Annotated in this window: 21 protein-coding genes and 1 pseudogene; 12 read left to right on the forward strand and 10 right to left on the reverse strand. The window is 45.4% G+C overall.

Annotated elements, in window-relative coordinates; translation table 11 throughout:
• Positions 1-267: 267 nt before the first annotated feature.
• Positions 268-1,401, reverse strand: coding sequence for a M48 family metallopeptidase (locus tag KSZ58_RS21585; protein WP_008817856.1), 1,134 nt, complete (start codon positions 1,399-1,401; stop codon positions 268-270).
• A gap of 365 nt (positions 1,402-1,766) precedes the next feature.
• Here KSZ58_RS21585 and KSZ58_RS21590 point away from each other — a divergent pair, with 365 nt between their 5' ends.
• The 4 genes and pseudogenes from KSZ58_RS21590 (at position 1,767) to KSZ58_RS23025 (ending at position 4,313) form a co-directional block, all read left to right on the forward strand.
• The gene (locus tag KSZ58_RS21590) at positions 1,767-2,294 is read left to right on the forward strand and encodes a GNAT family N-acetyltransferase (protein WP_008817855.1); all 528 of its coding nucleotides are present in this window, start codon (positions 1,767-1,769) and stop codon (positions 2,292-2,294) included.
• 39 nt (positions 2,295-2,333) lie between these two features.
• Positions 2,334-2,886: pseudogene (locus KSZ58_RS23440) on the forward strand (YdeI family protein).
• Between the two features lie 28 nt (positions 2,887-2,914).
• Positions 2,915-3,280, forward strand: a complete 366-nt coding sequence (locus KSZ58_RS21600) for an ACT domain-containing protein (protein ID WP_008817853.1) — start codon at positions 2,915-2,917, stop codon at positions 3,278-3,280.
• A gap of 337 nt (positions 3,281-3,617) precedes the next feature.
• On the forward strand, positions 3,618-4,313 hold the full coding sequence (locus KSZ58_RS23025) for a helix-turn-helix transcriptional regulator (RefSeq protein WP_022300422.1): 696 nt from the start codon (positions 3,618-3,620) through the stop codon (positions 4,311-4,313).
• Between the two features lie 281 nt (positions 4,314-4,594).
• Here the strand turns inward: KSZ58_RS23025 and KSZ58_RS21610 are convergent, their stop codons facing one another.
• The 3 genes from KSZ58_RS21610 to KSZ58_RS23555 are packed head-to-tail and all read right to left on the reverse strand — an operon-like array spanning position 4,595 to position 5,345.
• Positions 4,595-4,927 carry a hypothetical protein gene (locus tag KSZ58_RS21610; protein ID WP_008817851.1) on the reverse strand — a complete coding sequence of 111 codons (333 nt, stop codon included), beginning with the start codon at positions 4,925-4,927 and terminating at the stop codon, positions 4,595-4,597.
• Positions 4,928-4,936: 9 nt separating this feature from the next.
• The gene (locus KSZ58_RS21615; protein ID WP_008817850.1) at positions 4,937-5,212 is read right to left on the reverse strand and encodes a hypothetical protein; all 276 of its coding nucleotides are present in this window, start codon (positions 5,210-5,212) and stop codon (positions 4,937-4,939) included.
• Positions 5,213-5,231: 19 nt separating this feature from the next.
• Positions 5,232-5,345 (reverse strand): helix-turn-helix transcriptional regulator, encoded by a 114-nt coding sequence (locus KSZ58_RS23555; protein ID WP_008817849.1) that lies wholly within the window; start codon positions 5,343-5,345, stop codon positions 5,232-5,234.
• Positions 5,346-5,747: 402 nt separating this feature from the next.
• On the opposite strand from KSZ58_RS23555, the gene KSZ58_RS21620 reads away from it, so the two are divergent.
• From KSZ58_RS21620 to KSZ58_RS21645, 6 genes are all read left to right on the forward strand, one after another.
• Complete coding sequence (locus tag KSZ58_RS21620) at positions 5,748-5,897, forward strand: hypothetical protein (protein ID WP_153903698.1); 150 nt, start codon at positions 5,748-5,750, stop codon at positions 5,895-5,897.
• A gap of 253 nt (positions 5,898-6,150) precedes the next feature.
• Positions 6,151-6,966 carry a class I SAM-dependent methyltransferase gene (locus tag KSZ58_RS21625; protein WP_009270824.1) on the forward strand — a complete coding sequence of 272 codons (816 nt, stop codon included), beginning with the start codon at positions 6,151-6,153 and terminating at the stop codon, positions 6,964-6,966.
• Positions 6,967-7,271: 305 nt separating this feature from the next.
• A complete protein-coding gene (locus KSZ58_RS21630) occupies positions 7,272-7,598 on the forward strand; it encodes a PadR family transcriptional regulator (protein WP_009270822.1) in 327 nt (108 codons plus the stop codon).
• On the forward strand, positions 7,585-8,199 hold the full coding sequence (locus KSZ58_RS21635) for a DUF1700 domain-containing protein (protein WP_009270821.1): 615 nt from the start codon (positions 7,585-7,587) through the stop codon (positions 8,197-8,199). Before KSZ58_RS21630 ends, KSZ58_RS21635 begins: the two co-directional genes overlap by 14 nt.
• Positions 8,186-9,043 carry a DUF4097 family beta strand repeat-containing protein gene (locus KSZ58_RS21640; RefSeq protein WP_009270820.1) on the forward strand — a complete coding sequence of 286 codons (858 nt, stop codon included), beginning with the start codon at positions 8,186-8,188 and terminating at the stop codon, positions 9,041-9,043. The genes KSZ58_RS21635 and KSZ58_RS21640 overlap by 14 nt, the downstream gene beginning before the upstream one ends.
• The gene (locus KSZ58_RS21645) at positions 9,040-10,248 is read left to right on the forward strand and encodes a hypothetical protein (RefSeq protein ID WP_008817844.1); all 1,209 of its coding nucleotides are present in this window, start codon (positions 9,040-9,042) and stop codon (positions 10,246-10,248) included. Before KSZ58_RS21640 ends, KSZ58_RS21645 begins: the two co-directional genes overlap by 4 nt.
• Positions 10,249-10,416: 168 nt before the next feature.
• Here the strand turns inward: KSZ58_RS21645 and KSZ58_RS21650 are convergent, their stop codons facing one another.
• Positions 10,417-12,099, reverse strand: coding sequence for a DUF1653 domain-containing protein (locus tag KSZ58_RS21650; protein WP_009270819.1), 1,683 nt, complete (start codon positions 12,097-12,099; stop codon positions 10,417-10,419).
• 80 nt (positions 12,100-12,179) lie between these two features.
• Positions 12,180-12,593, reverse strand: a complete 414-nt coding sequence (locus tag KSZ58_RS21655; protein WP_002609751.1) for an Hsp20/alpha crystallin family protein — start codon at positions 12,591-12,593, stop codon at positions 12,180-12,182.
• A gap of 462 nt (positions 12,594-13,055) precedes the next feature.
• Here KSZ58_RS21655 and KSZ58_RS21660 point away from each other — a divergent pair, with 462 nt between their 5' ends.
• The gene (locus tag KSZ58_RS21660; RefSeq protein ID WP_009270818.1) at positions 13,056-13,346 is read left to right on the forward strand and encodes a hypothetical protein; all 291 of its coding nucleotides are present in this window, start codon (positions 13,056-13,058) and stop codon (positions 13,344-13,346) included.
• A 245-nt stretch (positions 13,347-13,591) separates the two neighbouring features.
• Here KSZ58_RS21660 and KSZ58_RS21665 read toward each other — a convergent pair whose 3' ends face one another.
• Positions 13,592-15,172 (reverse strand): amidohydrolase, encoded by a 1,581-nt coding sequence (locus KSZ58_RS21665; protein ID WP_142419715.1) that lies wholly within the window; start codon positions 15,170-15,172, stop codon positions 13,592-13,594.
• Positions 15,173-15,205: 33 nt separating this feature from the next.
• Positions 15,206-16,804 (reverse strand): MFS transporter, encoded by a 1,599-nt coding sequence (locus tag KSZ58_RS21670; protein ID WP_008817840.1) that lies wholly within the window; start codon positions 16,802-16,804, stop codon positions 15,206-15,208.
• Between the two features lie 127 nt (positions 16,805-16,931).
• On the opposite strand from KSZ58_RS21670, the gene KSZ58_RS21675 reads away from it, so the two are divergent.
• Positions 16,932-18,719, forward strand: a complete 1,788-nt coding sequence (locus tag KSZ58_RS21675) for a helix-turn-helix domain-containing protein (protein ID WP_142419714.1) — start codon at positions 16,932-16,934, stop codon at positions 18,717-18,719.
• A 311-nt stretch (positions 18,720-19,030) separates the two neighbouring features.
• On the opposite strand, the gene KSZ58_RS21680 is transcribed toward KSZ58_RS21675, so the two are convergent.
• On the reverse strand, positions 19,031-21,961 hold the full coding sequence (locus tag KSZ58_RS21680) for a bifunctional diguanylate cyclase/phosphodiesterase (RefSeq protein ID WP_009270815.1): 2,931 nt from the start codon (positions 21,959-21,961) through the stop codon (positions 19,031-19,033).
• Positions 21,961-23,397, reverse strand: coding sequence for an extracellular solute-binding protein (locus KSZ58_RS21685; RefSeq protein WP_008817837.1), 1,437 nt, complete (start codon positions 23,395-23,397; stop codon positions 21,961-21,963). The genes KSZ58_RS21680 and KSZ58_RS21685 overlap by 1 nt, the downstream gene beginning before the upstream one ends.
• Between the last annotated feature and the right edge of the window lie 310 nt (positions 23,398-23,707).

The raw sequence follows: 23,707 nt of genomic DNA on the forward strand, positions 1-23,707 counted from the left end.
AAATCAGTATAACCCTTGATGAATTGGGCATACTGATAATACATAAACAGATGATGATTAGACATGATTCGTCATCTACTATCTAAACCTGTCGATTTTTACTTACACATAATTCTTCACATTCCCTTTCTGCCCGATAGCGGGTAAATTAAAAAAAGAGAATTCAACATGACTGTAGTTCAATAGGAATTGAATCCTCTCTTTTAAACACTTTAAGGTAAGAATGAACCAAATGCGAATACTCGTATTTTCATATATTGAAGACTGTCAGCTGTCATGCTCAGTCTTATAAGCTTTTTTATATCTTCTTTCCAGTTCTTCATGTAATTCCTGCTGCGAATAATCCACATAGAGCATGATCTTTTTCTCCACCTGCTTCTGATAATCCGTTGGCTTGCTTTTAAATTTATCCACGATATATTCTATTTTATTCCAGGTGTGAGGATACGTGCTGCGCATATAGCGAAAGCATTCCGGCTGTGTCTGATAGAGCTTTGCGGCATTCCAGCAGATAACACTCTGACTTACTTCATCATCAATTTCCAATTCTTCAAGAGGGTACAAACCAATCTCCTTCAACGGTTTTGGCACCTGCTCATCCTGCTGATAAAAGTAGGATTCCCAGCTGGTATAGCCGCGCTTTACGGCGATCTCATATGGCGTGTCTTTTAAATAGTTATTTTTGTCTGTCAGCCTGACAAGCTCATAAAAGTGCGGTGCCAGCCATTCACAGCGCCTTGTGGACATATAACCCGACAAAATGACGATATTGCATGCCAGTAATTCCTTTGCATCCTCAAAAATCATAACGGAGGAAAGCTGTGACAAATAGGGCGCAAAGTGTGCAGAATAGGAATCTTCATCCTGTAACAGTACATCAAGCTCCAGAAGAAGGGTTGTAAACTCCATATTTTGAATAACAGCTATCAGGTCATCTCCTACAGTGGAGGAATAAAAGGGCAGTATAAGATTCCGTGCCGTCTTGTATTTATGAACTTCTTTTAAGGAAAATGCATACGATAAGACGATTTCATCCTTTCTGGTATCCGTTGGATAAACGGTTTTAAAAACCCTTACTGCTTCTTTGTACTTTTCACTGGAATGACAGGCGATGGCATAGTATCTCATCATCAGAGGGTGCGCCTTATTCTTTTTGATATATGGCTTCCATAATGAAATGGCCTTCTGCATATCCCCTAGGTATAGGAAAAGGATACCCTTTAAAATAACAGCGGGCTCATTGCTTGAAGAAAACTCATTCAGTTTATGAATAGCCTTCATATAGTTTTCTGCTTCTATGAATTCCTTAACGGAATCCAGCCTGCGCTCATCTTTTGTGTGAAACAGACTGTAAATCTCATTCAAATCAATACGGTTAAAATCGTATGTATCCTGTGGCATAATATGCTTCTCTCTTTCGACATTAAAATTATACATTCTTTTTAATTATAAGGGTATAAAGGGATGATTTTCCAATAAAAATTGTAAATAATTTACAAAAATGCAACAGATGTACCCTGCTTGATTCCTGTTGATCATAATGAAGCAGGCAGTTAGATTACACAAAAAAGAAAAGAATGGCAGAAAGGGATATATATTCTGTTTGATTTTGTTATAATAATGAAAAACCTGACGCTTGTATCGGGATCAGCGCGGTAAGAAAAGGCTTGGGTAAGGGAAATAAGTCTGTGGCTTATAGGATATGAAATCGTTATTGCATAAGAAACACATTCAGGCTACTTTTAAAAGCGTAAGGAGAGTTCGGTATGATCATTAGAAAAGCGGTTAAACAGGATCTGCCCCAGCTGCAGGTTATGTATGAAGCTATTATTGCACATATGTATGCACAGCAAATCTGTATATGGGATGCGGTGTATCCCTGCATTTGTTTTCCGGAGGATATTAAACAGGAGCGTATGTATGTCCTGCAGAAGGATGCCCGGATACTGGCTGCGTTTGCATTATGCGAGCATAATAAGGGGGAACAGCACGTCGACTGGCATCTATCAGGACAGAAAGCCCTGTATCTTGACCGCCTTGGTGTGCATGTGGATGCGATGGGAAAGGGTGTTGGCAGAGCAGCGATACGGGAAGCAATGCGTTGTGCAAAGGAACGGCAGGCAGATGTTTTACGGCTGTTTGCGGTGGACAGCAATACACCGGCCATCCGGCTGTATGAGAAAAACGGGTTTATTCAGGCGAAGGGCATCTATCATGAGGTTATTGATGATACTTTGACACTGCATGAATTGGGCTTTGAAAAAGCCATAACAGAAAAAGAACTGCCGGGATAACGTGATTTGAAACCGGCAGCTTAAGAAAGGAGGAAATGTATGAGCGAGCTTTTGCGATTTGAAACACGGGAAGCATTCAGAGAATGGCTGAGCGAAAACTGTCGGCGCAGGGAAGGGGTGTGGCTGGAATTTGGCAAAACAAAGGAGGTGGAAACACTGTCCGCAAACGATGCTTTACTGGAGGCACTTTGCTTTGGCTGGATTGACGGCGTGATGAAGTACATCCTACAAGAAGTATTTTGCGCCGCGAAGAGCTGGCAGCAAATGGTCACAGAAAAACAAGGCGCTGGTTCAGGAGCTGGAAGCATGCGGTGCCATGACGGAATACGGACGCAGGAAAATAGAAGAGGCGAAAAAGAACGGACAGTGGGACAACGCCGCTTCTCCTTCTGCAATCAGCGAGGAACAGATTGCGGCAGTTGCTGCCTTGTTAAAGGAAAATGCACAGGCTTATACTAATTTTCAGAAGATGCCGGCATCTGTGAAAAAGACATATACACGTGCTTATCTCGATGCAAAGACAGAAGCGGGTCGCAGCCGGCGTCTTGCATGGATGATGGATCGGCTGGAAAATAACTTAAAGCCAATGTGAGCTTGAAGAAAACAAAGAAGGAGATTTTATGGAGCTGAAAAAACTGGACGGAAGCTTTTCCGTATGCAAGGTGGTGGATTATTCCATGGTGAATTTGAACAGCACCTATTGCTTTATAGGAAAAACAGATGAGGAAAATTCACTTGTCTGTTTACAGGAGGAGGTACCGGAAAATACCATCGAGCGTGAAGATCACTGGAAGGCATTTCGCATACAGGGAATTCTGGATTTCTCCCTGATCGGCATTCTGTCCGAGATTTCAACGCTGCTTGCGAAAAAAAGCATCGGCATCTTTGCCATATCTACGTACAACACCGATTATATCCTGATGAAGGAGGAACAGTTTGAGAATGCAGTGAGGATACTTGCAGAAGCAGGCTATCGTATCCTGTGATGATATCATACCGTAGGAAAGAAAACGCCGCAAAGATTTCGATCAGATTTAGGATAAAGCGATCGTAAAAAAGCCTTGCTGAATCTAACGTGAATCTAACGACAGGGTTTTTTTATAAGAATCACTGCAAAATTCAGAAATGCAACGCAGCGTTGCGCAAGTGCATGCGAAAAGCTATGGAAGATAACATGGAGATTTGGTATGATGTACCTGTGTTTGAGTGAGGAGGCAGATTTATGAATTTAGGAGAAAAGCTGTTGAAGCTGCGAAAGGAAAAGGGACTCTCACAGGAGGCGCTGGCAGAGCAGATCAAAACGACCAGGCAGGCATTCAGCAAATGCACCGAAGGCGCGCAGAGCGGGAGAATAATCAGGGCTATCCGGAAACGGAAAAGCTGTTGCAGCTGTCAAATATATTCGGAGTGTCCGTGGATTATCTGTTAAAGGATGATACGTGTAAAGAGGGTACTGAGGAGAAGGGGTATTATGTAAGCAAAGAGATGGCGCAGGGGTTTCTGATGAAGGAAAGCAGGGTAAGCAGAAGCGTAGCAGTGGGATTTATGTTCTGGGCACTGGCCGGCATTCCATTCTGTATGTTTCCGAATCATTCCTCATGGCGTCTGCTTGGTATGGGGGTGTTTATTTTCCTTGGAATCTGTGCGGTTGTCATCGGTATGTTTCATGATCAGGACACCTATGCCGTGTTGAAGCAGGAGGTACTGCTGTTTGACTATGAATACAGGAAAGAGCTTTGCAGGGAATATCAGGTACGGCGGAAAAAATATGGATTTGTGGCCGTTCCCTGCTGCATCCTGTTTGTTGCGGGAATCGTTGCATTGGCTGCCACGAAGCGCGGTTACCTTCCATGGAGCGAATACCATGCTTTTATATTTCTGGGTTTAGCCGCAGGGCTTTTGGGATTTGTGTATACCGCAGGGATGCTGGATGCCTATGAGCAGCTTGTGGAAAATGAGAAATACACGGGACGTCTGCTATTTAAGCTCAGAAAGAAAATACGAACAAAGATTGATTAGCTTTCATGCTTTCACAGGCTTGCGTGCCTGCCGTGTTAAGGTGAACAACAGTGCCTGTGAGGTGTCTTTACAGATACCGCTGCATGATGCAGGTAACGTGATGACTGCTGCAAATCCGGCGTGTTCAGTGCTGTTATTATAATGCACGGATTTCCATGATTTCGGGAATCCGTTTTTTTTATTTTATATAAAAGACACACTCTGTTAGAATAGTTTGTATTCATTCCTAGCGTAGTGTGCCTTTTATGTTTGCGTATGGGTGGTAAAATACTTACAGGTATTTAAAAGAGCATGATACTGATGACTAGACCAATCGCCCCTATGACAAGGAAGATTAAACCGATACCGGCTGCTTTCTTTCTACGCTCAATCTCGGATTGACTATCTGGGGATAGATCAATGAGTGGATAGTTTCTTCTGCCAATAAGATAAAGAAGCAATCCACTTGTATGATTGCCGTTCATTGCAAGAAATCCCCAAAGCTTTGGATGCTTCAATCCCCTTGCTGTAGCGTCGATCACAGTAATATGATAGATCTGATAGATCATTTCCAATGCTCCTACAATAAGAACAGCACCACTGATAACTGCTGAAATCATCATTTTTGTTTCCATATTTTCCTCCTATAATTTTTTTATGATCTGATAAAGTAAAGCAGCAGAGCTGATGATAGCAAAGCAGAAGACACCTATCAAATAATATTGATTATCCCGCAGGAACATATTGAATGCCACAAGGAGTATCACAAGCAAAACATTGATCATGATAGCGGCTATCAGCTTACGATTGCTTTTCACGATATTCGTATTTTCTTCTAAATGCTCAATCATTTTATCATCACCTTTTAATAAATCATCCAGACTAAGAGAATAAAGATTACTCAGATCAATAACGTTCATGATATCCGGATACGATCTTTCATTTCTCCCAATTTGAGATTGTCTGCCTCGTAACTTTAATATCTTCGGCCACCTGTTCCTGTGTCAGTCCGGAATTGATACGAGCTTCCTTTAATTTTTTTCCTATCTCCATATGCATGTTCTCCTTTCGGATACATCATGTCACTTTAGGGAATAAAAGTCTATCAAAATTATTTTACATTGTCCGTTTTGGGTACGAAAAGGGTTTATATATGTGAATAGTTAGTGTACAGTGCGAAAAGGTGTATAGAAAATAACATATTTCACACAGAAACAGATCGAACAAGTGAATTCTGTTAATCTAATTCCCATGTTGAAGGAACAGGGATGACAATGAATGGTATTATGGTCTGAATACGACAGGATACTGACAGCTGTGAGTAAGGGATACAGCAGGATGGCATGCGTTTTACAATAGGCCTTTCATTAAAAAAACATGAAGTCGGCAAGCATGGTTTTTAAATTTCAAATCTAGTAGAATGTGCATGTTTTATGAGAAAACCATGTGCACCGCATGAACAGAACAATCAATGGAATGGAGCAATTCTATGCTTGCTTTAGAATATATTGTATAGATGAGATGCCTGATCAGGAACGATTGATTGCACAGAAGGAAGCTATATTGCTCCCGATGAGCAAGACTGCTCTGGGTGCTTATTTATAGATCGAATGTCAGTTTGACTGGAGATAAGTGAAATTTAGTGAAAATCCGATGGGAATATATAAAATACAAAAGTATAGTAAGAAGTGAATTGCAAAAGCAAGAATTGTAAAAAATGGAATGCAGTTGTCTTACTTTACATTTCGCCATCCTCTGCCTGCTTATGGAAACAGGCACGCGGAAAAGCAGCACTTGCTTGTTCGATTGTAATTCATCCACGAAGGAATGGTGTATAATAATAGAAATAAGCATATAGATGCGTAAGGGAGATGCCGTTGTGAAAATTACAAATAAGAATATAGATGCCGGGAATGCATTCGACTGGGGCCGGACATCAAAGGATTATGCAAAGTATCGGGATATTTATCCCTCTGTGTTTTATGAAAAAATTGCAGAACGTGGATTATGTGTCGCAAATCAGCGTGTGCTTGATTTGGGAACAGGAACCGGTGTGCTGCCTAGGAACATGTACACCTATGGTGCCAACTGGACAGGAACGGATATTTCCCAGCAGCAGATTGAAGAGGCGAAGGCACTTGCACGACAAATGAACCAGAATATATCTTATTTCTGTGTATCTGCCGAGGATATCAGCTTTACCAGCCATACCTTTGACGTCATTACAGCATGTCAGTGTTTTTGGTATTTTGATTATGAAAGGCTGCTTCCAAAGCTGCTTCAGTATCTGAAACCGGAGGGGAGGCTTCTCTTTTTATATATGGCCTGGCTTCCTCAAGAGGATGCGATCGCAGGTGCAAGCGAGCAGCTGGTTTTAAAATACAGCCCAAACTGGTCAGGAGCCCGAGAGTATATGCACCCTATTTCATTGCCTGACTGTGTATATGAAGTGTTTGAACCGGTAGCACATGAGGAATATGCCCTTGATATTCCCTTTACCAGAGAATCCTGGAATGGGAGAATGAAGGCCTGTCGGGGTGTGGGGGCCTCTCTTTCTGATCAAGCGATGAAAGCATGGGAACAGGAACACCTGCAGCTGCTAAAAAAGAATGCCCCTGCGGCTTTCAATATAAAGCATTATGCGGCAATGCTGGAGATGAAGCGGAGAACATAATGCACCTGTGCTGCTGGTGGAAACAGGTAGCGTCAGGAAGAATTGAAGGTGTCGCAGGCAGGGTGGTTTTTCATGCAGAACTTGTCCCGTACCTTGATTATCCGGAAATCTTCTGTTCTGTAAGGAAAAAAATGCAGCGGTTATTTGCTGCCATAGGAAAAAAGCCGGAGTTCATTCATCCCGGCTTTTTGTATATAAAGCATGCTGCGGATACAGGCTGTTACATTTATTTGATCTTTCCTATGATATATGATTGCATTACAATATTATATGGCGTATAATATTGTTGAAGAAAGGTGATGTATATGACATTTCAGCTTGGCTCTGCATTGCTGGACGCCTGTGTGCTGGCAACGCTGCACAAGGAGGATACCTATGGATATCGTCTAACGCAGGAGGTAAAGGTTGTAATGAGTGTGAGTGAGTCAACACTGTATCCGGTTCTGCGCAGACTCATGAGAGAAGGCTATCTGGAAACCTATGACCAGCAGCATATGGGCAGAAATCGAAGATATTACCGATTGACAGATGCAGGAAGAAATAAATATAGGGAGTATGTTGAGGAATGGAAGGCATTCTCAACAAAATTCAGTGGTATTCTGGAGGGAGGAAAAGAACATGAAGAAGGCTGAGTATATAGCGGAACTGAAGCGAAGGCTTGCGAATTTTTCACCATCTGAGGTGGAGGATGCAGTTTCGTATTGTGAAGAATATTTTGAAGAAGCAGGGGATGGGAATGACCAGCAGGTCATAGATGATTTAGGGACACCGGCGCAGTTTGCAGCACAGCTGAAGGCAGAGAGGTCCATACGTCAGGAACAGCAGCATAGAAACTATCGCAGAGGAAATAATCCAAACAGCTCATTGAAAAATGCAGGGATGATCATTCTTGGTATCTGTGCCCTGCCGATTGCTCTTCCGCTTCTGTTTGCGGCTATTGCCGTAATGTTTGCACTTGTGATTACCGTATTTGCATTGGGCGTAGCCGGTATTGTATCCTTTGCCTCTATATTGATTACAGGGATACCTCTGATGGCAAGTGCTGTTACAAACTACCATACGCCATCCAATGCATGGATTGCGGCAGGTGGCGGATTTTTATGTATTGGCTTGGGCTTACTGCTTTCTATTTTGTTTTTTTCACTCATTCGTACCGTGCTGCCTGCGTTTACCAATGCACTGACACGGCTGTATCATAAGGCACAGGGAGGAAAACGGCATGAAAAAGCATAGAGGGATACGTACACTGGTTGTGGTGTCTGTAGTTTTGATGGTATTGGGATCCTTATGTATTGGTGTGGGGATCGCAAAGGGGGGCGATTTGCGCTATCTGCATGTTGACAAGGATACGGTAGACTGGTGGCCGTTTAACGGAAGCTTCGGTATACAGTTGGGAGATAGCTTTGATTTTACATCCTGGGAGGATGAGAAGCACAGCTATAAGGAGCGCTGGGATCAGTCGCTGCAGGAAGTGGAATCGCTGTCACTTGACGTCACTCTGGGAGATGTCCGGATTGAACGGGGAAAGGAAAATAAAATTACATTCCTCGATATTCGCAAGGAGAAAGTGAACATCAAACAGGAGAAGGGCAATGTAACGGTTACTGTAGACAATCCGGATATAAGCAAAGGAAATCGGAATCGAAATGATACGATTATAGTTACGTTGAAGGATAAGCAGTATGAGCGAATATACGTTGAAGATAAGCTTGGTGACATTCAGCTGAAAAACCTGTCCGCAAAGCATATCACCATAGAAGAAAAGCTAGGGGATATTACGCTGGAACATATCGTTTCCAAGGATTTGGCGATTGCGCAATCTGCCGGAGATATTGAGGTGGATGGACAGCTTTATGGAAACAGTGTAGTGAAAAGCAGCATGGGTGATATCATGATTCATGTTCGCGGAGATCAGAAGGATTATCGCTACAGGGTTAAAAATACAATGGGAGATACACAGATCCAAAACCGGGAATGGGAGCTGTCATGTGATGCAGAGGAAGGGAATCGATCGAGTGACAACTACCTTCAGCTACACAGCAGTATGGGGGATATCGATCTGCAGTTTGAAGGATGAGTAGCTTCGAGGAGCTGGTCAGGGAGTGTGACAGACTGTGGCTCAACTGCCGCTGTACCAGATTAAGGCTAACCCCTGTGAAAAAACAGGTACAAAAAGATAACAGGAGGAAAGCGGTAGAGCTGAAAGCAGACTGGGAAACGTTTTTACAGCATGCTGCAGAAAATTTGGAGGATGCAGGGTGGAAAACGGAAATGGACAGACGTGTTCTTGCTTTGCTTCGCAGTGAATCCGTTCTGAATTTCGCGGTGTTAAAGCCTGCGGTTCAGGAGGAATTCCTATCCATTACCAAGCAGTTCGTTCGGGATGCCATGTGCTTTGATACTGCGCTTGAGCTGGATGATATCATGCAGGCAATGCGGAATGTCTGGATTATTTTGCTGCTGGAATGTATGCTGGAGCGGAAGCTGTGCTATCACAAGGCGATCTTCGCCTACAGTATGCTGTATCCGTATACCGATAATTTTCTGGATGACCCTGCTATTGACAAACAACGGAAAAAGGCGTTTAACAGCTGGCTGAGCGAACGTCTGAAGGGGGAACAGAGGCCGATGGATGCAGACCTGTATCGTCAGGTAGATGCCCTTGTTTCCATGATTGAGGATACTTTTCCCCGCCAACAGTTTCCGGATGTGTATGATGCACTTCTGCGCATTCAGGAGGGCCAGATCTTGTCCGTACAGCAGGACAGCAGACTTTGTGAAGAAGAAATACGAAGGATATCCATATACAAGGGGGGAGCCTCTGTTTTGGCTGACGGCTATCTGATGGATGGAGACCTTTCTGAAAAAGAAGCATTTTTCTGTATCGCCTACGGTTTTCTTTTACAGGTGGCAGATGATATACAGGATATGGAGGAGGATCGCATTCTGTGCCAGCATACACTTGCAAGCATGCTGCACGGGAAAAGACAGCGTCTGCGCCTTGCACAACGCCTGCATACCTATCTGCATGAGGTGTTGTTTTATCATTATCCAGCAAAAGCCAGTACAATGCAGTCCTTTGTTGAGAAAAATTGCCGGTTCCTGCTTATCGGATCGATTGCAAAGCAGCTGCATCTGTTTCCAAAGCCGTTTGCATACCGCATGCGGCGCAGTCTTCCTCTCGGCCTGGATGCTGTAACCACTTTGATGAACGAGAGCAGTGCGATGCTGCAGTCCGAGCAGATTCACGCTGTTATACAGGCCTATGTGCAGGCGTTGTGAGGCTGACTATGCAGACAGCCGTGTAAAAAGGCAGGGATTAACTTCAGAAACATGAAAAAGGCTTTACTATAATAAAAGACTTATCCGGAAACAATCGCTGTATGCGATAAGTGCAGAACAGCCTGCTTCCATGGATAAGTCTTTTTCTTTATGGTGATGCTTTTCCTCTTATTTTCCGATATAGGTGAAGCGTGGTGTCAGTACGCCATCAACCAGAATGCTCTCACAAAACATAGCAAGAGGGCGTATCCAGACCTCCTCGTTGCCATATAGCTGCCGGTATACAACATAGCGCTCCAGCGTTTCACTGTGTGTTGCCACATACAGCACGCTGTAGCATTTTCCTTTGAAATGGCGGTATTTTCCAGGCTTTACTTCCATGCCTTCCACCGGAAGACCCTCTGCTTCCTTTAACGGCTTTACAAAAATTGGTACTGCGTATACCGCTGATTGTTCTTCCTCCATCAGGTCCCGGGCTTCCCCGTACGAAATGCTGCAATCTTCTGTCACAGTCTGTTCACTCTCGTTATCCTTATACAGAATGCAGGAGCTCTTTGCGGGAATGGTAAGCTGCAGGCTTCCGCCTTCACTTCTGTATGTCGTGCCACGCAGAAAATCCTTCCAGCAGCCCTGTGGGATAGGCAGCTCTGCTTCATAATCCGCATCTGCCACATTGCATGCGATATACAGACTGTCCTGCTCACAGCTTCGACAGAATACAAACTGTTCATTACGAAGCAGTACCTGCTCATAGCTGCCGTGGCTGCAGGCTCTCATCTTATGCACGAAAGAAAGCAGAGCAAGGTGCTCACAGAGCTTTTCTGAATCAAACTCACACAGCTGCAGGCAGGGGCGGATATCGGCATCGCTGCCGTTGTGCTTTCTACCCTCAACTGCATATTCACTGCCGTAATAAATGCTTGGAATTCCCGGCATGGTGAAGAGGATGGTATATATATTAAACAGATCCTCTTTGTTTTTAACGGTGCTTGCCAGACGGTTTACGTCGTGATTATCGACGAAATTATACAGATCCAGTCCCTGATAGATTCCACCGTTGCCAAACTGCCGGTTCAAGGAATATCCGATTTCAAAATAATTCCTTTCATTGTGAGAGGAATACAGTCCCTTATAGCATTCATAATTGGTAACGGAATCCAGCATGTCGGGATTTGCCCAGCGGTTGTAATCACCGTGTATGATTTCCCCCATCAGCCAGAAGTCCGGATTTTTTTCTTTACAGAACGCCTTCAGTCTGCGAAAAAACTCGGGACGTATACAATCGGCTGCATCCAGGCGCAGGCCGTCGATGTGAAACTCATCCATCCACATCGCAACACTGTCCAGCAGATAGCGAACAACCTCTTCATTCTCCAGATTGAGCTTTACCAGATTATAGTGTCCTTCCCATGCATCATAGGTAAAATCATCATTCAGCGGACTGCGTGCATGAAAGTGCAGGTTGGAAAACCAGTCGCAATAGGTTGATTTCTCCTTCTTTTCCTGAACATCGCGAAATGCCCAGAAATCACGACCGACATGATTGAACACACCATCCAAAACGATGCGGATGTCGGCTGCATGCAGGCTGTCGCATACCCTCTTGAAATCATCGTTTGTACCTAAGCGATGATCCAGCATACGATAATCGCTTGTGTCATAGCCATGCTCATGGCTTTCAAAAACCGGCCCCAGGTACAAGGCATTGACTCCCAGCTTTTTCATATGGGGAATCCAGTCCTCCACCTTCTTTATGGAGTGCGTGATCTCCTCCTCATGATACTGCGCTGCGCCAACAAAGCCCAGCGGATAAATGTGATAAAATACTGCTTCTTTGATCCAGCTTGTCATAAATTCACCTCTAATATTAGTATACCATGGAACCGGGTTGGCAAAAAGAAAAAGGATGCTTTTTACGCATCCTCTCACACTTATTCAATAGGAATAAAGCGTTTTTCTTCAACCTTGCGGCTCTCTTCCTTCGGGAAGGTGATTTTCAGCTCGCCGTTGTCGAAGCTTGCACGGATATCCTCCTCACGGATTGCATTTCCGACATAAAAGCTTCTTGCACAGGAACCGCTGTAGCGCTCCTGACGGATGATGTTTCCTTTGTCATCCTTCTCTTCGTTGGAACTGTTTTTTGCGGCTGTAATGTTGAGGTATCCATCCTTTAAATCCAGATGAATGTCTTCCTTCTTATAACCAGGCAGCTCCATGTCCAGCAGATAGTTACCGTCTAGCTCACGAACATCTGTTTTCATGCAGCTGTTGCTCTTTGTGAAAAACGGATCCTTCCACATGTCTTCAAATGTGTCTGTAAATACGTCTGGTAAAAATCTCATCATAAAGTCCACCTCTTTCTATCGTATTGTATGATTCAGATTTTTCAGATGTGTACAAATATCTGCGGGAAGCAATACTGTATCCATCGCCTCGATTCCTAAAACCATGTCCTGCAGGTACCTTACCTCATCTTCACTGTTATTATATCACATAATTTAGCACTGTCAATACTAGAGTGCTAAAAACATGATTTTTTTCTATAGTCCGTTATGATTTTGGGCTTTAAATAATCAGTGCAAAGGCTGTAAAACACTAGAGATAGAAGGACATGTACCTTCTATGCTCTTGTCATCATCAGAGGAAGCCTCACATATTTTACACGAGCAGTGAATTGAGTCCTTCACGAAAACGATGCCTACAGGCTTTTTCGTTTAGCATCCGCACAAGAGAACGTATGCCGTTTTGCGTCTTGTGAAATAATAATACATAGCATATAATGATGAAAAAGAATGGGAGGAAGCGATATGGCAGCTATTATTTTTCTGGCATTGGGTGCGCTGATGCTCTATTTTGCAGTGGAGATTGGCATGCGCAGGCGTATTGCATTTCTGCATGATTATCATTATCAGAATATGAAGGAAGAGGATATCACACCCTATCTGCATCTGATGGGAGTGGGGCTTGCTGTTGTGGGGATGTGCTTTGTCAGCTCTGCAGTGATTCTGTCGTGCCAAAAGGTGCTTTTTCTGCCGGTGTTGTTTGGCGGTCTGCTTCCGAAAAATCGGAGTTATGCTCTATGCCCAGTATCGCTATAACGGAGGTATCTTCAGCTGATCATACATATAAATAAAGAAGCTGTCGGACTGTGAATCGTATAAAGCAGCGGGAAGCTTTAAGGGAAAATGCTGGCATACGGCATCTTTGAAAAGCTTAGCAGACAGATAAAGAGTAGAAAGCTTTGCTGCAGCTTCAGGATGGCAATCAAAAAAACAGGCAATTTTGAATTTTGTCTGCTTTTCATCAGCCTAAGTCCCTGTTTCATTGCCCATATTGCTTATGGCTATGCTGCTTTTTTATAAATAGTACGGCCTTCCTTGATGGTTTCCATGACCTGAATGTCACGGAGCTTCATCGGCTCAGCCTTTAATGGATCCTCATTCAGAATAACCAGATCTGCCAGCTTTCCGGCCTCCAGTGTACCCTTGCGGTCCTCCTCGAAATACTGATAGGCGGCGTTAATGGTCACAGCCTTCAGTGCTTCCAGAACACTGATGCGCTGCTGTTCACCCAGTACGACACCATTCTTCGTGACACGATTGACTGCAGCCCATACACTTTCCAGCATATCCGGCAGAATAACCGGGGTATCCTGATGGAAGGTAAAGGGAATGTGATTTTTCAGGGCACTGGCGGTACAGGAGATATTTTCTGCCCGTTGTTTTCCGAAATTGACAAGGTGTACATCACCCCAGTGATATACATGGGCAACAAAATAGCTTGGCATCACGCCGGTTTCTTTCAGCTGCGGCAGCTGATCCGGACGCAGGGTTTGGGAATGTACCATGACCGGACGGGTATCTGTGGTTTTCTGTCTGCTGTGATGATAGCCGTTCAGCATCTGCTGGCTTGCGGCATCTCCGTTGCAGTGTACCAGCAGCTGGCGGTGTTCATCAAGAGCCTGCTGTACGTAGCCGTCCACCTGCTCATCCGTATAGATCGGATAGCCGCAATAATCACCGCTGTTTTCATACGGCTTGCTCATCCATGCCGTCTTCCCCTGTGGGGAGCCGTCCAGAAACAGCTTGTAGCCGCCGATGCGAAAGTGGTTCCTGTACTCCTTAAGGTCCTCTCTTTGCTGAACAACCTCGCTGTCCTCCACGATATCCACGTATGCAACCATATCCAGCAGCATCTGATCGCTGCGGCCAAGGCGTTCGTAAATATCCACCTCGCTCCTGTGCGCAAAGCCCTCCTGTGCTGTGGTAATACCGAAGCTGGCATAGATTTTCTGTGCCTCGACGGCATACGCATCAATGTTTTCCAGACTCATGACACGTTCTCCGGGACCGCGCATGAAGGTAACCTCTTCCATATACCCGTTCAGGTGTCCCTGCTCATCACGGCCATAGCTTCCACCCTCCGGATTCTTCACGCTGTCATCCAGACCATAAGCCTGCAGAGCCATGGTATTTAAGACTCCCATGTGGAAGGAGGAGTGTGCAAGAATGATAGGATGCGTACGGCTTGCGGCATCCAGCTCATGGCAGTTTGGATGCCGGTGCTCAGCAAGTGCATTATGGTCATAGCCAAAGCCCATCACCCATTCACCATCCGCTAGCTGTTTCTCTTCAATGTAGCGTTTGATTTCCTCCTGAATATCCGCAACACAGGTGCAGCTTTTCAGCGGAACAAATTTCAGGGTGTTCGCAAACTGCAGCATGTGGGAGTGCGCATCGATAAAGGAGGGCATCAGGCATGCTCCCTGCAAATCGATTCGCTCACAATCTGCCTCGCATAGAGGCTCCAGATCCTTCCTTGTGCCGACTGCCTGAATACTTCCGTCCCTGATCAGCAGTGCCTCACTGTATAATTCGTTTTCCTTCATCGTAAGGATGGTACCATTTGTATATAATTTCTGCATCTTTCCTCATCTCCTTATCATTGATGCATGAATTTATGCCTGTTCTTTTTTTGTAACCGTAATGCCGCCGGTACTGAAAATACATACAAGGGAAAGAATTCCCAGTACATACAGTGCATACTGTGTGGAATGCATGCGGGCCTGTGCATTCAAACGGACAAGCTCCTGCTGCTCCTGCGGCTTCATGGTGAGATCCGACAGGGAAGAGATAAAGGCCTCATCCGACATAAAGCTGACATTTTTTGCTTCCTCCTGCTGTACAAGGGAGGCGGAGAGCAATGCATCCTTTTCCATACTGCTTCCCAGATTGGCATTGATCGTGAAAATCATAACCATACCAAGCACCGCAACACCGATTGCCTGTCCGACATTTCTTGCGGTAGCCTGTATGCCGCCGGATTGCTGGGCATCACGCTCATTGACAGCCAGTGCCACGACATTGCTTGCCTGTGCACTCAGCATTCCCTGACCGATACCGGCAATGATCAAACCGATATACATGCCGATGGATACTCCGTGCTCCTGCAAAGAGAATGCCATAGGGATCACGGAAACGGCAAGCAGGATATAGCCGATGCGAAGAATCGTTTTCGGATGTACCTGCGCTGCATATTTCGGGACCCCCATGGATGCCGCAAACATGGGAGCACCGACACAGATCATCGCAACCCCTGTCTGAACGGCATTGAACCCGCCGACAACCTGCAGATAGGGATTTACCAGCATAACGGTACCTCCCAGATACAGGAATACAATGGCGCTGGCGAACAGTCCAGCACGAACCTGCGCGGATTTCAGAAAGGAGGAAGGAAGCAGGGCACATCCGTTCTTCTGTTCAATGCTTTTTTCCATAACGACCAGTAGAGCGAGAATGATGACACCAAGCAGCGCAAGCGGCAGGGACGGGGAAATTCCAAAAAGCGTAAACGGTGCCTGCAGCGGTGTTATAAGTCCCCATACGGAAATCTTGGAAATACCAATCAAAAACAGGAACAGACCGATTGCCGCAACAATTGTTCCGCGCACATCCATTTTCAGCTTCTTTGTTGAACGCTCAACCTCGGGGATTGCCGTTGAACCGATGAGAATCAGGAAAAAGTAAACGGCGAGTGCACCAAAGGCAACCCGAAAACCAAATGCATCCAGCAGAAAGCCGGCTACGATGGGACCTGCGGCTGCCGCAATCCCGGTGGCTGCACCGATGGCACCAAACGCGAAGACGCGTTCCTTACCACTGTAGATTCCCGGGATCAGTCCGAGAACGGAAGGAATCATAAAGCTTGCGCCCAGACCGACCAGCAAACGGCCGCCCCAGGTAAACATAACAACATTGGTGGAGATGGCCAGCATGAGCTCTCCGATGATGGCAAGAATCACGCCGATGCGGAAGTTCTTTTTCCAGCCGATGATGATTCCCAGCATTCCGCCGGCAACCATAAACGCCCCGGCACAGAGCGAATACACCATATTGGCAAGCTGAATGTCATTCATACTTGCATGCAGTGCGGATATCAGTGCGTTTGTCGCGACACTGAGAACCGCATTATCCCCTGAGGTTCCGATCTGTGTAAACATGAGAACGATCAGTGGAAGATATATCATCTGTTTCTTTTGTTTTAGTACAGTTTCCATAGCTATTGCCTCCTCAAATACTTACTTTCTATACCATAGTCCATTATAGGCCTGTTGCAGGCGTTGTTAAGTAGCAAAATTACCGTAACTGTGGTAAAATTTTTACAAAGAGGAAAGCGGGAGATGTATGAACCAGCGACAGCGAAAACTGCTTCTGTATCTGCTGTCACAGAAGCATTATCAGCCAATTCAGGAATTATGCGGCGAATTCGGCTTCAGTGAGAAAACGATACGCAATGATATTAAGGCAATCAATGCCTATCTGCATATGAATGAGGTAACATCACGGATTCAGACTAAGCGGGGAAGCGGTGTACGGATGCATCTGATGGAGCGGGAGGAGGAATATGTCCGCTATCTGCTGGAATCCAGGGTTCTGGAAATCAAGCCGGATTTGGACAGGTTTTATCACGGTATGATCTTACTGCTGTTTCGACAGGAGCCGTACACGATGGATACGCTTGCCGATGAATTGTATACAAACCGTCTTCAGCTGAAGGAAGATTTGCTGTGCTGGGAAAGTATGCTGCGGATGTTTCATCTGAAAATCACGAAGGGGACACATTTGCATATTGACGGGGATGAGCGGCAGCTTCGTCTGTTTGTGCTGTACTATTTTTATCAGCGAGCGGATAAGGCGATGATTATGAGTATTGAACCGGTTTTTCTGCAGGAGCATCAGTCTCTGTTTCGCGATATTCTGCGGCTGTACGAGGATGCCTATCGGTATCGCTTTACGGTGAATGCGCTGCATCATTTCAGTATTTATCTCGGCGTTATGATGAAACGGATTCAGATGGGCTATAGCCTGCAGGAGCAAACGCCCTATATGGGAAACAGACGGGTCCATACCATGCTTCAGGATTATTTCCATGTGGATGTTAACGGTGAGGAAATGCGGTTTCTGGAACAGCTGATAGAAAGCGGGGCACGGCAATGGAATAGAAGCATGCTGCATGAATTTGTAGTGAATGAGGAAACCAGGCAGCTGAGTGCGCGTTTCTTTGCATTGCTGAAGCAGGAATATCACGGGGAGCCGGATGAGGAGCTTCCGATTCTCTTCTCCATTCTGCTGCAGACAGCGATGATACGAAAGCATCATGCCATGCGGGTGCTCCATTATAATGATACACAGGTGAAATTTGATTCCATGGCGGAGTTCCTCAGTGTTATGCGCCTGTTTCACAAGGATGAAAAACTGCGCGGGCTGCAGCTGTACGAGAGCGAATATACACGCTTATCCATGCTTTTACTGCCATATTTTCATCAGCTGGATATGCAGGTGCGTTTTCGTGCGGGAATGATTGTCAACTGCTCCTTGGAGCTGGCATATTATGGCCGTATGCGGATCAGTGAAGCGCTGCCGAATATTGATATTGTGCGCATTCTGACGGAGGATGAAATTGATGCGGCTGCTGCAGAGGTTGATTTCTTCATAACATTCGATTATCTGCATAAACAGGTTCCCATTGTGGAGATCAGCAGTATGATACAGGACAGCGATATTCAAAAGCTCCAGCTTTATCTGAAGCAGCTGCGGCAGCAGCGATCAGCACTGCAGCCGATATCCTGCAGCATGTGTGCGCATCATGCCGCTGATGAGGATGCTCTTGTTTCGTATCTGTTTCAATGCTATCAGGAAAACTGCAAAACAGGTACGTATGAGGAATTCACTGCCATGTTTCCCATGCATCGGCTTCTGCTTCGCGACTGCATGCTGGTGGTGCTGTATGATGAGCGATTCAGCGAATCCTTTATCTCGATGATTGCGCTGAAAAAGCAGCTGTATATCGAAGGGAAGGGAATCCGTCAGGTATGTTTGGCAGGCTTTGTCCATACCTCCTATGAGCGATTGCAGGAGCAGCTGATGCAGCTGAAGGAGTGTCTGCGCAAGCAGCTGCCGCATCTCATGTAACTTGCAGAAGCAGCTGTGTTCTGCGCTACTTCTAAGCGTAATGCAGCCGCTGCCTATAATGGTATACAGAAAAAGGTACAGCGTCACAGGGAGTTTCATCTTTCAGTGTTCATAAAAAGAAGAATTCAATTTCTATTGATGAAATACAATAGGATTGAATTCTCCTTTTTTCATTATTTATATCGGGGAAGATCCGCAGGGATGCTGCGCCTTTTGTGATATAGAAACAGCTTTTGCAATAGATACGGGTAGGAGCTGAAGCAACCTTTTTTACCTCACAGCATACTTTTAGCTGCCGTGCAATAGCGATGCTAAAGATTACTGAGCTTTCTGCGTATGTCTGCTTCGCAGATATTGCTTATCTGAAGTGCCGGCTTTCCAAGATAATAGCCCTGTACAAAATCCACATCCATGCGAATCAGCTGCTGCAGCTCTTCTTTGGTTTCCACACCTTCAGCGATTACACGGATATGCTGGCGATGGGCAAAGGTAATCATGTTTTCAACCAGTCGCTGCCTGTTTTCATCCTTATGAATATCACGTACAAACATCATATCAATCTTAATATAGTTCGCTGCGACGTTTAAGAGGGTGGAATCGTTGCTATAGCCGCTTCCGAAATCATCAATCGCGATATGTGCGTCCCAGCGCTTTGCAAACTGCTGCTTGGTTTCCAGATAATGCTGTTCGATTTCATCTGTTTCAATCATCTCGATGACCAGCAGCGGCAGATACTCTTTATACTGCTGTTCGAGACTCTGTGTCAGATCATCCAGCATCGGGATGCTGGGGATGGAGTTGATGAACAGACGGGTCTTGGGAAAGGCAGTGTGGAAGTCCGCAAACTGAGCGATTGACTGCGTCCAGGTCATGAATTCCACACGGTAAAGCTGACTCTGCGATCTGGCAACGCGCAGGATATCCACCGGAGATGTGATAATCGTACTGCGTGGACGCATCAGTGCTTCAAAGGCGTAGATTTCTTTTGATTTCAGGTGGACGATCGGCTGATATGCATAGCTGACCAGATTATGGTCCAGTATTTCATTCAGCTCATTGCGGCCGCTGAGCAGCAGCTTGTCCTTATGATAGGTGCTTGGCTGGAATTCCTCAATACCGCCCTTCTGTGTACTCTTGATGGAATACATGGCAAAGTCGGCATATTTACTGAGCGTATCAAAGTCCTGCGCATCCTTTGGATACCAGGCAATCCCCGCAGACAGGCGAATCCGGATTTCTTCTTTCCCTGTAAAGGTGATTTTGTGTGCGTTGATCTGTCGATGCATACCCTCAACAATCGTACGAATTTCACTTTCCTTTTGATAGTGATGGAAGAAGACAAGGAATTCATCCCCTGCCATGCGCGATACGATACAGCGGGAGGAGGAGAGCTTTTGCAGATAGCGGGCGGTGGCACAGATGAGCTGATCACCGGCGTCGTGTCCATAGGTGTCATTGATTACCTTCAGGTTGTCAAGATCCCATAAAATCATGGCGCAGATTCCGCAGGCATCCCCGCTCAGAATCGCTTCCACGCGGCTGCGGAAGGCCCTTCTGTTAAAGAGCTGCGTGAGTACATCGTGATCGCGCTCATAGGTCAGTTTGCGTTTTTCGCGGATTTCATCACTGACATCCATAACGACAATGACATGGGTTCCCTCATGTTGGGAAAGGATGAAGCGCAGCCATGTTTCATGCTCATCCAGCTGATGCGAGATCACATAGGTGTGGACCTGTCTGCCGTCCTGCCATTCCTCTTTTTCTTCAAAGATTTCTATACGCTTTTTGAAAACCTCGATTTCCTGTACAAATTCCTTATGTGTATAGGAGGTTCGTTTTCTGTTATGAAAGCAGAGCAGATGCGGAATTTCCTCCGTGCAGTAAACGAGTCCGGAATCATAGACCTCAATGGCGCCGATTGGCATATCCAGCGCATGGATGACCTGGGAGAGTCTGGATTCCGCTGTGGACAGATTTCTGCTTAATTCCTCAATGGAGGAAGCAAGCTCATCAACCTCCAGTACTTTCACTCTCGGCAGATGCATTTCATCATTCGGATCGAAATTCTTCAATACCTTGGCAAGCTGTGCAATCGGATGTGAGAATTTCATGCTTGTGAAAAGAGCAATGATGAAGGCGAGCAGTATCGAGCCCAGCATTGTCCAGAGAATGGTTTTCTGAAGACGAATTGCGCTGCTGTACAGTGCATCGTATTCCAGCGTACCGATCAGATACCATTCCTGCTCGACAAAGGGCGTATTGCTTTCATAAAGGTGCAGCTGTTCCTGCTGCATGACAAGTAATCGATCGTTTACCGTCAGGGTGGAGCCGCGTTCACCGGCGGCATCCTCCAGCTCGAATTTCTTTCCGATAGGAAACAGACTGCGATAGTTGGGACCATTGCTGTATACCACTTCATTGGTGTCGGTATTCTTATTTTTGCATGCCAGCAGATAGGCATTGCTGGAATCATCGTTTAATTCTTCATAGGGAAGATATTTTTTTAGAAAATCAAGGGATATTTCCACACCGGCCACTCCGTAAACCTTATGATCCGAGCTGATTAGAGGAAAGGAATAGGTGATGAACTCGGTTTCATTATCCTGCATACGTATGCTCGTACCCCAATAGCCGTAGCTTTTAATTTCTTCCCTTGGATTGTTTACCGCCGCCTGATAGGGACGGAAGTAAAAGCCGTCGTTTTCATCCTTTTCTGATAGCTTCATGAAGGTTTTCCACTCGGAATGCAGAGAGTAGCCTGCTTTTTTGAGAGCACTTGCATTGCCAAAGCGTGCAATGATATCGCTTTTATCATTATATGTGTCACCGGGGGTACCATCTGTCAGATAATAGGCAGGGTAGCTATCGGTATGAAAGACATCCTTATCAAATATAACATAGGAGCCTGTGATGTATTTCAGCTTGGAGAAGGCATCCATCTGCTTCAGGACGGATGCCGGCAGCTCCCTGCTGTTCTGATAGGCGGCAGCATTATGATAAACCTTTTCACATTCCTGTAGCAGTTCCTTGTAGGTATCCTGCTGATACAGATCGGTTGCCATGATTTCCTGCAGGTCCGATACCCTGAATATCACACGCTGATGAAAGAGGTGATAAGAGATATCCTTCAGATTGCTGATGGTACCACCGGCGAAAACCGTTCCCATGAAGATTAGACAGATTGCGGCCCCGGTCAGCGTGAGCGTAATCAGCAGCCTGCGAAACAGGGAATTCTTCTGCATTATGCATCACTGTCCTTCATCTTCTCGTTAATATCCTTTGTAATCTGTTCAAACCATGTATTGAAATTTTCATCGCTGAGATACGGCTTCCATGCTTTTTCACGGCTGTCTTTGTTCTTCACTGCCTGCTGAATCTGACGCGCATCCGCAGCACATTTTTCATTCAGCGCCGTTTCCAGATAATTACGGATTTCATAGCTTCCGTTAAATGATTTCTGTGAGGTCAGGGTACTTGTTGAGACCGTTTCCATAGAGGTTTTGACGATATCTCTTACCAGCTGATTTGCGGTAACCTTTTCTGCTTCCGTAATGGTATTCCAGGATGCAAAGGAGTTTGCTTCCTTTTTCACCGGCAAATAAGAGGAGCCTGCGGAGAACAATGTGTTTCTTTCCTTTTCCGTGAACCATTTCAGGAACTGAACGGATGCATATTCATGCGCTTCATCGCTTTTGCTGACAGCCATACCTGCCCCCTGTGTGATGGCATAGCTCTTTTTCCCTTCAAAGTTGGGAACACCGCGTACGATATATTCCACAGCATAGCCTGTACCGTCATCTCTGACGATTTCCTTCGGGAAGAAGGTTGCTCCTGCAGAGGAGGAAACACAGGCTACGACATCCTCGGTTTTCATGTCATCACTGGCAAACCGACCGTTTTTGGCATAGTAGCCCTTTACGAACGGAACGTAATACTGGTCCCAGAGCTTGCGCATCGTTTCCCTGCTGACGGTGAAGGAGCCGGTGTGTCCGGTTATGGAAAACAGTGGTGTACCCAGCTGCTCACTCCCGGCATTGAGATAATTCATGAGGGCGTCCCTCGCAAAAAAGGCTTTTCCTCCACTGTATGTATAGTATTTCTCACTGACGCGAGCCAGACCCTCCCAGGTATCCAGATCGGAAAGCTTCACATTTTCCTTTTTCGCAAATTCATCCCATATGTTCTTATTGATAACCATGACCTCCGTTGCCTTGGCGATTGGGAAGATATTGACATACGCATGGTCATGCAGACTGCCGTCCTTCATATAGTCATCGACATATTCCGCCATTTCCTCATCCGACATATAGTCATTGATGGAAACAAGCTTTTCCGCCTTTTCCATATCCTCTGCTGTATCCCCGTAGGCCGCAAAGATATTGGGCAGCTCCGGTGCATTCACCTTTTTCTCCAGAGAGCTTTTTAAATCAGCGGAGATGTTGGAAATACTCCCCTTTGCGACAGCATCCACACTGATTCCCTGTTTTTTCCCCTGTGTTTCATTGAATTCATCCACAAGCTCATCAAATGCCTGCTTCTGTGAACCGCTGTAGTAATGCCAGAGTGTCAGCGTGATGGGCTTATCAGGGTCCAGTCCATGATCATTGCCGGAACAGCCCTGCAGTACCATTGCAGATAACAGGAGTATACATGCGGCTGCGAGTCTTATTTTTTTCATGAAGAAATCCTCCCTTGTTATGATTTATATCCATTCCATTATACCACATAATATCTTTATAATACTTTCTACATAAGGAAAAGCTGACATTTATGAAAAAAGTTGTTCCTAAACGGACAAGGTAATGGGGAAGGGGGAAAAAGGAAGAAGGAATAGGCTGACAGTTATTATTTTTTTTATAAATTGCTGAAGTGAAAAGTTAAATTCCACTTTCAAAAGGCGAATAAAAAATGTGGAACTTTCTTCTACAAAAGTCTATACAGAGCATAAATATAGCGTTAGAAAGGGTTTCAAATAGGTAGAAGTAAGT

The sequence above is a fragment of the Erysipelatoclostridium sp. DFI.2.3 genome, assembly GCF_019132535.1.
Lineage (GTDB): Bacteria > Bacillota_I > Bacilli_A > Erysipelotrichales > Erysipelotrichaceae > Clostridium_AQ > Clostridium_AQ innocuum.